This is a genomic window from Acinetobacter sp. WCHA39 (genome assembly GCF_002165385.1).
In the GTDB taxonomy this organism is placed as follows: Bacteria; Pseudomonadota; Gammaproteobacteria; order Pseudomonadales; family Moraxellaceae; genus Acinetobacter.
Genome location: NZ_NHRP01000044.1, coordinates 9,557 through 19,865, shown reverse-complemented (window position 1 = coordinate 19,865; position 10,309 = coordinate 9,557). Strand labels below are relative to the sequence as shown.

The 10,309-nt window shown below is 38.8% G+C and carries 9 protein-coding genes and 6 tRNA genes; 4 read left to right on the top strand and 11 right to left on the bottom strand.

All coding sequences use genetic code 11. The features are described from left to right. The first annotated feature begins 219 nt into the window (after positions 1–219). Complete coding sequence (locus CDG56_RS15225; RefSeq protein ID WP_005161991.1) at positions 220–1,005, top strand: YdcF family protein; 786 nt, start codon at positions 220–222, stop codon at positions 1,003–1,005. Between the two features lie 31 nt (positions 1,006–1,036). Here the strand turns inward: CDG56_RS15225 and CDG56_RS15220 are convergent, their stop codons facing one another. The 9 genes from CDG56_RS15220 to CDG56_RS15180 form a co-directional block, all read right to left on the bottom strand. Then, positions 1,037–1,507 (bottom strand): DUF2750 domain-containing protein, encoded by a 471-nt coding sequence (locus CDG56_RS15220; protein WP_005161994.1) that lies wholly within the window; start codon positions 1,505–1,507, stop codon positions 1,037–1,039. An 88-nt stretch (positions 1,508–1,595) separates the two neighbouring features. Then, positions 1,596–1,671 (bottom strand) — tRNA-Val (locus CDG56_RS15215). Positions 1,672–1,753: 82 nt separating this feature from the next. After that, positions 1,754–1,830, bottom strand: a tRNA-Asp gene (locus CDG56_RS15210). Positions 1,831–1,868: 38 nt separating this feature from the next. Beyond that, positions 1,869–1,944: transfer RNA gene (locus CDG56_RS15205), tRNA-Val, on the bottom strand. Positions 1,945–2,047: 103 nt separating this feature from the next. Further along, a tRNA-Asp gene (locus CDG56_RS15200) sits at positions 2,048–2,124 on the bottom strand. A 45-nt stretch (positions 2,125–2,169) separates the two neighbouring features. Further along, positions 2,170–2,246 (bottom strand) — tRNA-Asp (locus CDG56_RS15195). A 23-nt stretch (positions 2,247–2,269) separates the two neighbouring features. Then, positions 2,270–2,345 (bottom strand) — tRNA-Val (locus CDG56_RS15190). Between the two features lie 166 nt (positions 2,346–2,511). Further along, entirely contained in the window at positions 2,512–3,018 is a 507-nt protein-coding gene (gene elsL, locus CDG56_RS15185) for a cell wall-recycling L,D-carboxypeptidase ElsL (protein ID WP_005161998.1), read from the bottom strand. A gap of 387 nt (positions 3,019–3,405) precedes the next feature. Beyond that, on the bottom strand, positions 3,406–3,771 hold the full coding sequence (locus CDG56_RS15180; protein WP_087548327.1) for a YbaN family protein: 366 nt from the start codon (positions 3,769–3,771) through the stop codon (positions 3,406–3,408). Between the two features lie 100 nt (positions 3,772–3,871). Here CDG56_RS15180 and CDG56_RS15175 point away from each other — a divergent pair, with 100 nt between their 5' ends. The 3 genes from CDG56_RS15175 (at position 3,872) to dapE (ending at position 6,255) form a co-directional block, all read left to right on the top strand. Beyond that, a complete protein-coding gene (locus tag CDG56_RS15175; RefSeq protein WP_005162005.1) occupies positions 3,872–4,753 on the top strand; it encodes a DUF1853 family protein in 882 nt (293 codons plus the stop codon). Between the two features lie 100 nt (positions 4,754–4,853). Next, the gene (locus CDG56_RS15170; RefSeq protein WP_017196706.1) at positions 4,854–4,997 is read left to right on the top strand and encodes an entericidin A/B family lipoprotein; all 144 of its coding nucleotides are present in this window, start codon (positions 4,854–4,856) and stop codon (positions 4,995–4,997) included. A 124-nt stretch (positions 4,998–5,121) separates the two neighbouring features. Next, the gene (dapE, locus tag CDG56_RS15165) at positions 5,122–6,255 is read left to right on the top strand and encodes a succinyl-diaminopimelate desuccinylase (RefSeq protein WP_087548326.1); all 1,134 of its coding nucleotides are present in this window, start codon (positions 5,122–5,124) and stop codon (positions 6,253–6,255) included. Positions 6,256–6,305: 50 nt separating this feature from the next. Here the strand turns inward: dapE and CDG56_RS15160 are convergent, their stop codons facing one another. Beyond that, on the bottom strand, positions 6,306–6,761 hold the full coding sequence (locus CDG56_RS15160; protein WP_004664651.1) for a hypothetical protein: 456 nt from the start codon (positions 6,759–6,761) through the stop codon (positions 6,306–6,308). Positions 6,762–6,772: 11 nt separating this feature from the next. Further along, positions 6,773–10,309, bottom strand: a 3,537-nt coding sequence (locus tag CDG56_RS15155) for an Hpt domain-containing protein (protein WP_087548325.1), incomplete at its 5' end; no start/stop codon positions are given.

Sequence of the window (10,309 nt, the reverse complement as noted above, 5' to 3'; positions counted from 1 at the left end):
TCATGGTAAACACCTGTGTTGCCCCTAACAGCGTTGAGGGATAGTCTAAGCGTTTACACAGTTTTATTTACAGTCTCTCGTCGAGACGTTTATTAAACCCTTTTGATATCTAAAAACGAGTGCCAGCCACTCGTTTTTTTCATCAAAACATAAGAGAATTTGCCTTTCTTAGAATTTTGCATACACTGAGCACGATTCAAATTGACTACAATTAAGATTATGCAAATAAGTTCATGGGTTCGTCTTGTTTTAGCCCTTATCGGTTCAATTCTGTTCTTAGATGGCGCTATTCTAATCGCCTTTAAAAAGATTCATATTGGAACAGTACTACCGCTACTACTTGGGCTATTTTTTTGTCTCTATGCTTATTTCTATTATCATATCGAACGTTTCTTCTTCTATCATTTTCGTCTGCATTCAATTTGGCGCTTCGGCTGGTTGTGCTTTTGGATTTGGGTCGTTAGCTTAGGCTATTTCTTTAATTACATTTCAGACAATAATACCAAAACTCAAAATATCCCTACGGTTAAAGCCATTATTGTGTTAGGCAGTGGCGTTGAAAATGGACAACCTTCTGCCACATTGGCGAAACGCTTAGACCGTGCTGCCCCTGTAGCTTTAGCACAACCTCATGCCAAATTAGTCATGACAGGTGGCATTGATTTTGGTGAAACTGATAGTGAAGCGATTGTCATGTCACGTTATGTACAGCAGCACTATCATATTCCTGCTTCACAGATCATCTTGGAAGATAAAAGCACGAGTACGGAGCTGAATCTTAGAAATAGCCAACACTTATTACAGACACAACAGATTGACATCCATCAACCGATCGCGATTGTAACCAGCGATTTCCACACATTACGCGCCGCCGCCATTGCAAAGAAACAAGGCTATCGTAATATCATTATGCTTGGCGCAACGACACCAGTGACCACACGCTATAATGCATGGTTAAGAGAATACTTTGCTTATGCCAGTGGTTGGCTTCTGAATGAATATTGATTAGGGTTGTCCCCCAATCAATTTATCTCATTTAATTGTGTAGACGAATATCTCTAGGCAAAGGTAACTTTAACTCAGCAAATACATCTGGTCGTTGTAAATAAATTTGGTAAAGGAAATTTTTTACATCCAATAAAAAAGTATCAGGTGAAACCAATAGATTGTTACCCTCTGGGGTAAGGTCTAAAGATAGAATCGTATTATTTTCTTTTAAAAAAGGAATCATCTTTTCAATGAAAACCCACAGTGATACTTCCTGAATCTCGTATTTAGCCCAATTATCTTTAATCAATAATTTTGCCAAACCTTTATTTTGCCAAATCGATAATGCGTGTTGACCAGATGGGGTTGAACATAAGGCCCACCCATCATGATAAAGCGCAATAACTTGCCTTTGTATAATAATATTTTGAATAAATTGACGATAAATATCTTTTGGTGAGGAACTAGAATTTGTTGTTTGTGATTTCGACGCAGCCTTGCGTTGATATGGATTTTTCATAAAATAGTTCAATATTAGAATCATTATTGACGCTAATAATAAAACAATTCTATATAAATTACAAGGATTTGAACTAGAAGAGAAATTATGGTGGGCGCTGACGGGATCGAACCGCCGACATTCTGCTTGTAAGGCAGACGCTCTACCAACTGAGCTAAGCGCCCTGAGTGAGAGTAAACTCGTATCAGAGATCAAGTATAAGTATACTTGTTAAAACAAACATTCTCAAAAAAGGTATTAAGAGAATGGCGCAGCGGACGGGGCTCGAACCCGCGACCCTCGGCGTGACAGGCCGATATTCTAACCAACTGAACTACCGCTGCACTGCTTACTTCTATTAAGAAGTATATGTCACTAATTATGGTGGGCGCTGACGGGATCGAACCGCCGACATTCTGCTTGTAAGGCAGACGCTCTACCAACTGAGCTAAGCGCCCTGAGCTAGGTAACAAATTTAAAGCAATGCTTTAAATATTGTTTAAGTATCAAAGAATATAAACTCTAATTTACTTAACTCTATCTATTCTTGCAATCTTAAAGTGGCGCAGCGGACGGGGCTCGAACCCGCGACCCTCGGCGTGACAGGCCGATATTCTAACCAACTGAACTACCGCTGCACAATAATTTTGCAATTATAGGGTAAAACGATATTAAAACTTAAGTGGCGCAGCGGACGGGGCTCGAACCCGCGACCCTCGGCGTGACAGGCCGATATTCTAACCAACTGAACTACCGCTGCACTTGAGTTTTAACGTAAAGGCTTGGTGGGCGCTGACGGGATCGAACCGCCGACATTCTGCTTGTAAGGCAGACGCTCTACCAACTGAGCTAAGCGCCCTTAACGTCTTCATCGTTTGTGAGGTGCATTATAGAGAATCTTTACAGCCTGTCAAACGCTTTTGCCATTCTTTTCTGAAAAAAGCGTACGAATGATTAAAAAATAAGTAATTCATTGAAAAAATCAAGATTTTCGTATTTTATTTAAGCACTTATTCATATTTTCATCATTCATTTTCTAAAGTATGTTCTGAAATATAAACCAGCGCCTGCTCAGAAATTAGCTCAAATAACTCAATAATCTCATCATTCTTCATCCGAATACAGCCATGTGACATCGGAATGCCCATCGGTTCTGTATCAGGCGTGCCATGAATATAGATATATCGTTTAAATGTATCGCAACCATTTCCATGATTGAATCCATCTTCTAAACCATCCAACCATAAAATTCGTGACAAAATCCAATCTCTTTGTGGAAATTGTTGTGCGAGTTGTTGGTTATACACTTCCCCTGTCGGCTGACGTGCAATAAAGACCGTATTTTTCTTTAGGTCTGCACCAATCTTTTGTGCGACTTGATGCCAACCTCTTGGCGTCTTACCGCTATTCTCTTGCTCACCAATACCATTCTTGCCAGAAGAGATCACATAAAATTTATTGTGCTTTGGCAAATGTAGAATTTGTTGTGCTAAATCTATGACGATGTCTGCCTGATCAAGGGTATAAGTCATTTTTATCTCAACAGATGATAGAACACAGATATTTCAACATACACCCAAAGCTTTTTCTTGTATTTTTCGGTAGTTTTGATTGTTGATTGATTTTAAATATAAAAAACAAAACAGCATAGTAAGATCAAACATGCTGTTTTAGATCAGCAAAAGTAGTGTTTTAATCAATTCTCAGCGCTAAGGATTGCTTTTCTTAACAACGTAACTCACGGCATATGGGTCATACTTGGTGCGAGGTCTTGCCATTAAGGAAAAGCTTTAAGTTTGTTTATCCTCGCCACTCGCAGCATAGCTGCTCGTCTTGCGCTCGGACAAAGCGTTGCTTTTCTTAACTCGCCACTCGCAGCATAGCTGCTCGTCTTGCGCTCGGACAAAGCGTTGCTTTGTTTATCCTCGCTCAGGCTCGGGTCTTAACCACAACCACACAGCAACAATAAACATAGTGAGATCTGTAAAAATTTTGACAATGAATGGTGCGTTGGTAAACAGCATTAAAATACCACTCATTAGCATCATAATACTGGCTATCCATTTTGCTTTACGCGGTACTGTCCCATGTTCACGCCAATTGCGTAAGGTCGGTCCATATTTAGGATGATTCAAGAGCCAAGCATCCATTTCAGGCCATCCTTTCGATGCAGCCCATGCTGCAAGGATTAAAAACACAGTAGTTGGCATGCCTGGTAAAATTGCTCCAATGATTCCTAAAACAATAAAAATCACAACTAAACTACGCCAGAACAATGTTTTCATTGAGTAATTAACCAACACATGTTTACAACCATGCTAGTATAAATTGTTTTTATTGCTCTTTCTTAAACTTAACTTATTATTTCCATGATTGAGTAACAGCATGTCGAGCCTAATGAGTACGACCCTTTTTTTTGAACCTTGGTTGCAGTTTAAGAATCCTATAGTACGTCACTTGGCTTTTTGCATCGCGAGTCCAAATATTTTAGCTCGAATCCCGCCAGATTTAGTGATAAAGCATACTTTTGAGCTCCATTCTGATCAAATCTGGCAAACTCATTATGAACGCTATGAAGAACGCTTAAAGCAACTTGATCAACATCCGCAAGCCCTCATTGATTTTCTTGCTCAACTCAAAAGTACTCGCCTTGGGCTACGATTCGAGAACTTACTTTGGTTTTGGTTATTAGATGATGAGTATCATCCCTATCAACTTTTAGGTCATAGCATTCAAAAAATTGCAGGAGCGATTACGCTAGGTGAACTAGATTTCCTTATTTTAAATCAAGACACACAAGAAATTGAACATTGGGAAGTTGCACTAAAATATTACCTAGGCGAAAGTAACTTAGCCTTAGCGCAATGGTATGGGCTAAATCGAGAAGACACATTACAAAGAAAATTGAAGCATTTCACTCAACGTCAATTTCAGTTTACGGATGCAAATCATCATCAGATTCAACGAAAATTTGCAGTTATGAAAGGGCAATTATATTTGCCAACTGATTTGAATCAGTTGGCACTCCCTAACTGGGTCAACTCGTCCCGACGTTTGGGATTATGGGGAACTAATATTCCCACAACAGATTACTATCGATTACAACGTCATGAATGGTTATGTCCTAATCAGCAAGCATCCTCAAAAAATGCAACATGGTGGACAAATGGTCTTTATTATCATGACACACCTAGTCCCTCTTTTTATATGTTTCGCCAACCCTCTTTATTATTCATTAGATCTTCTTCATCAGATTATTTTTTATAAAGTAACATTTTATAACACTTCTACTATCAAACCATTATGTTTATTTTCTGCATTTTTTCTTAGCCTCTAAGAACATCATAATTACATTTAAACGGAGAAGATGATGAAAAAAATCTTAGTTGCTTCAATCATGACTGCTTTTGTTTTAACTGGTTGTAATACATTTAAGGGTTTTGGGCAGGATGTATCTAAAGCAGGTGACAAAGTTACTCAAACTGCTGAAAAAACTCAGGATAAAATGTAATTTTAGTGAACACCCTTCGCAAAACCTTATCTAAACATAGATAAGGTTTATTTTTGCATACCTTTCTCAATCATATTCCCCTATTATATCGGTTCAGATTTCACCAGATTTAACCACATCTCGCATGAACCATTCCGATACTCTTGAACTTAGTTTACAGCTCCTACGCCAACCTTCTGTCACCCCTGTTGACCATGATTGTCAAAATATTATGGCCGAGCGTTTAGCAAAAATTGGCTTTAATATCGAAAACATGCGTTTTGAAGATGTTGATAACTTATGGGCACGCAGAGGCACTACAGCACCTGTTTTTTGTTTTGCAGGTCATACAGATGTCGTTCCTACAGGCCATTTAGATGCTTGGAATTCAGATCCATTTTTACCAAGTATTCGCGACGGTAAATTATATGGTCGTGGTTCAGCAGATATGAAAACAGCACTGGCTGCAATGGTGGTTGCATCTGAACGTTTTGTAGCGAAGCATCCGAACCATAAAGGTTCTATTGCATTTTTGATTACATCTGATGAAGAAGGTCCTTCAATCAACGGGACAGTGAAGGTCATTGAAACTTTAGAAGCACGTAACGAAAAAATGAACTGGTGCTTGGTAGGCGAACCATCGAGCACACATCAATTAGGTGATATCGTCAAAAATGGTCGTCGTGGCTCTTTGAATGCGATTTTGACTGTTCATGGCAAACAAGGACATGTGGCCTACCCTCATTTAGCAGAAAATCCTATTCATTCAGCATCGAAGGCTTTAACTGAACTGTGCGATACTGTTTGGGATAATGGCAATGAATATTTCCCTGCGACCTCTTTCCAAATTTCAAATATACAAGCTGGAACAGGTGCAACCAACGTAATCCCAGGCACACTAAAAGTTACTTTTAACTTTCGCTACTCAACTGAAGTGACAGCTGAAATTCTCAAACAACGCGTACTTGAGACTTTGGATAAATATAATTTAACTTATGATATTCAGTGGACACTATCAGGTTTACCTTTCCTCACCCCTGTTGGTGAATTAGTGAATGCTGCAAAAACAGCGATCAAAAATGTGACTGGTGTTGAAACTGTTCTATCGACAAGTGGAGGAACTTCAGATGGCCGCTTTATTGCACCTACGGGCGCTCAAGTTCTAGAATTAGGCGTATTAAATGCAACAATTCACCAAATCAATGAACATGTAAATGTCGATGATTTAGAGCCACTTGCTGAGATTTATGAGCAAATTTTAGTTGAATTACTTGCTTAACATACAAGTTGAGGCAATAAAAAAGGAACTCTTTTGAGTTCCTTTTTTATTTATAACCCTAGTTGGGTTTGAATATTTTGTAGATGAGGGACATAAAACTGTTTTTCCCCAATCTTGACATATTTAAATACGTTATTGTCATCAATGTCTTTTTCTTCATCTACAATTTCAGAAATACGTAAACGAATGGATTCAGGCATTTCATTACAAACCAAAGCAAATCGTTCTGAAACGTCATCACCTTCAACCACCAACGCTACCCCATTTTTATTTGCTGGATCATTTACAGCATAAATAGGAAGTTTGAGATCATGCCATTCAACATGATCAATATTGGTTTGTGTATCCATCGCTGATAACACGATATTCTGCGGTAGCAGCATTGGAACTTTTTCATGACATTTAATAATATAAGCGTCAATAAACCCTGTTGATACCGTAATTAAATGTTGTAACTCTTGTTGGTCAATTTGCCCCAAACCTGAGTTTGCGCTTTTTTTTACCATTAATTTTTACCTCATGAGCGCACTGTTAGTAAACTTTCAATATTTTCCAAGAGTGTTTCTTCTTGGAATGGTTTACCCATATATTGATTTACACCAAGTGATAAAGCACGTTCACGATGCTTTTCACCCGTACGTGATGTAATCATGATAATTGGTAAATCGCGATGTAGTTCATGATGTCGAACAAGGTTTGTCACTTCGAAACCATCCATACGCGGCATTTCAATATCAAGTAACATCAAGTCTGGCTTAATGGTTTCAAGCTGCTCAATCGCATCCACACCATCTTTCGCAGTCACAACATCATAACCTTGACGCTCTAATAGGCGCGAAGTTACCTTACGTACAGTTACCGAGTCATCGACGATCATAATCAAGCGACGTTCATCATAGCGCTGCTTGGTATAAGTTTCATCAGCCTGTTTACTACGTGCTGTAGACTGTGCTTGTCGAGCAATATTTTGACCATCTAAGATCAAACATACCTGACCATCACCCATAATCGTCGCACCAGCAATCACCCCGATACTTGAGAACTGTTGTCCAATAGGTTTTACAACAATTTGTCCACGAGAACCAATTAACTGATCAACAAGTAATGCTGTTGTTTGCCCCTGCGCACCTTTAACCAACAATACAGGCAATGAATGAACAACGCCATTTAAACGAGGAATCGGCTGCCCAGCAACAAACTCAGATAAATAACGTAAACGATAACTTTCTTGATCGATCTTGAAATAATCGTCTTTACTTTCAAAGTATTGTTCTAATGCCGCAGGTGAAATACGAACAATACGGTCAATTTGTGCAAGTGGGAAGGCAAACTGTTGATCGCCTGCTTTTACCATCAAGGCATCACTTACAGCTACTGTGGTCGGTACTCGAATGGTAAATGTTGTTCCTTTACCTAAAACAGAGTTAACGCTCACATGACCGCCAAGCGCTTTAATATCGCTCTGAACAACATCTAGACCAACACCACGCCCAGAAATTTGTGTAACTTGTGCAGCCGTACTAAAACCTGGATGGAAAATAAATTGCAGAATTTCTTCATGGTCAAGTTTCTGCTCTTTAGTCATTAAACCTGTTTGAATCGCTTTATCTTTAATGCGATTCACATCGATACCTTTACCATCGTCACTAAATGTCACAACAATATCAGTACCCTGACGACCAATATCTAAAGCGATATGTCCAGTTTCTGGTTTCTTCGCTTGTAAACGTTGCTCTCTGTCTTCAATACCGTGGTCAATCGCGTTACGCAACATATGTTCAAATGGCGCAACCAATTTTTCCAAAATACTACGGTCTAATTCACCCTCAGTATTGTTAACAATTAATTCTGTTGGTCGGTTTAAAGTCGATGCTGTTTGACGAACAATACGTTGTAAACGTGGTAATAATCGAGAGAAAGGTACCAATCGGGTACGCATCAAACTTTCTTGAATTTCTGCTTGAATACGAGATTGTTGTAATAACAAACCTTCCGTATCACGGATCTTCTCAGAAAGTGTGGTCTTAAAGTCAACCAAGTCCGACGCGGATTCCGCAAGAGATTTTGACAACTGATTTAAAGATGAATATTGGTCCATCTCTAATGGGTCAAAATCTGCATAGCGAGAGTTCTCACCACCATGACGTGCGATAATTTGACTTTCTAACTCACCTTCCATTCGGCGTAACTGATCTGCCAAACGTTTGATCGCAAGCTCCATCTCCGTTAATGTACCGCCCAATTGACCAAGGTCCATTTCGATACGCGAACGGTTAATCGCATTCTCACCTGACAAGTCAATCATTTTCTCAATGACGTCAGCAGAGACACGTATCATCTCATTATTTTGTTCAATACGTTCGGTCGTTTCCCACTCACCTAACATTGATGGAGGTTCTGTACCATCACCTTGAACAAACTCCATTGTATATTCTGGAGTGAAAATATCTTTAGCTGAGAGCTTTTGTGGAAGTTGTGCTGAAACATCAACAAACTCCATATTCTCTAAACTTTGTTTTAAGCCGTCAAAGTTTGCATACTGACGTTTGGAAATCGCATCACTCAACCAAGCCAGTGCTGTATTGAGAAGATTATCGTAAACATTTGAATTGAAATGATGTACACCAAACTGTTCAAATGCATTCTCGAGATGATAAGCAACAATCGCAATTGCATCTAACTCAGCCATACGTGCACCACCTTTTAAACTGTGGGCATTACGTTGTAACTGTAAGAGCAAACTACGATTACCACGTTGATCAAACCATTGTCTTAATAGACCTTTGGCTTGTTCAAGTAGTTCTTCAGCTTCTTCTAAGAATGTTTGCTCAACAAGAGAACGAACATCATCATCTAGCGCAACTTCATGAACAATTTCAGCATTTGAAATATCTTCTAGAACTTCTTGAGCTTCGACCAATGAGAATTCATCAATTGATAAGTCCGTGAGATCATCCGTTTCGATCACAGTGGCAACATGATTTTCGGCTACAGGCTCAAAAGTAATAGGTGATGACGAAGTAAAATCAATAGATTGATCTGCTTGCTGAAGCAACTGAAGTACGTGTGTAGCTGGATAATCGACTTGTTTATCACGAATAGTTTGAATTCGATCTGCAATATCATCTTGTACTGCACGAATGACTGCGATTAATTGTGGGTTCGGTTGTAACTGCTGATTGATTAATTTCTCATAAATTGTTTCCAATTCATGTGCAATTAAACCAATATGACCTGCTTGAATCATATTTGAACCACCTTTTAAGGTGTGCAAATATCTCATCAAGTTTTTCAATGCACCTACATTTTGTTGATCAGCTGTCCATGTATTTAGATCAGCATCAATACCAACCAATAACTCATCAGCTTCTTCAAGGAAGATATCTAACAAGTCTGGATCAAAGTCACGATTTGAATCACTTGATTGCAAGCTTTGTTTATCTAAAGCGAATTGTGCAGCTAAATCACTCACATCAACAGCATGATGTGTTTCAGTTCTTAACCTATTTACAGAAAGAGTCGAATCAACCGTGGTTTCCACTGTGGCTGTATTCAAACTATCCAATTCTTTAACGTCATCAACAGGAATAACCGCTGATGCAACACTTGCTGAATCTTGATTTGCTAATACATTCAACGCATGTGTAGCTGGATAATCGACTTGTTTATCACGAATAGTTTGAATTCGATCTGCAATATCATCTTGTACTGCACGAATGACTGCGATTAATTGTGGGTTCGGTTGTAACTGCTGATTGATTAATTTCTCATAAATTGTTTCCAATTCATGTGCAATTAAACCAATATGACCTGCTTGAATCATATTTGAACCACCTTTTAAGGTGTGCAAATATCTCATCAAGTTTTTCAATGCACCTACATTTTGTTGATCAGCTGTCCATGTATTTAGATCAGCATCAATACCAACCAATAACTCATCAGCTTCTTCAAGGAAGATATCTAACAAGTCTGGATCAAAGTCACGATTTGAATCACTTGATTGCAAGCTTTGTTTATCTAAAGCGAATTGTGCAGCTAAATCACTCACATCAAC

Coding starts and splice junctions, on each gene's coding strand:
- CDG56_RS15175 (WP_005162005.1), top strand. CDS start 3,872: ATGTCGAGCCTAATGAGTACGACCCTTTTTTTTGAACCTTGGTTGCAG.
- CDG56_RS15180 (WP_087548327.1), bottom strand. CDS start 3,771: ATGAAAACATTGTTCTGGCGTAGTTTAGTTGTGATTTTTATTGTTTTA.
- CDG56_RS15160 (WP_004664651.1), bottom strand. CDS start 6,761: ATGGTAAAAAAAAGCGCAAACTCAGGTTTGGGGCAAATTGACCAACAA.
- CDG56_RS15225 (WP_005161991.1), top strand. CDS start 220: ATGCAAATAAGTTCATGGGTTCGTCTTGTTTTAGCCCTTATCGGTTCA.
- elsL (WP_005161998.1), bottom strand. CDS start 3,018: ATGACTTATACCCTTGATCAGGCAGACATCGTCATAGATTTAGCACAA.
- CDG56_RS15170 (WP_017196706.1), top strand. CDS start 4,854: ATGATGAAAAAAATCTTAGTTGCTTCAATCATGACTGCTTTTGTTTTA.
- dapE (WP_087548326.1), top strand. CDS start 5,122: ATGAACCATTCCGATACTCTTGAACTTAGTTTACAGCTCCTACGCCAA.
- CDG56_RS15220 (WP_005161994.1), bottom strand. CDS start 1,507: ATGAAAAATCCATATCAACGCAAGGCTGCGTCGAAATCACAAACAACA.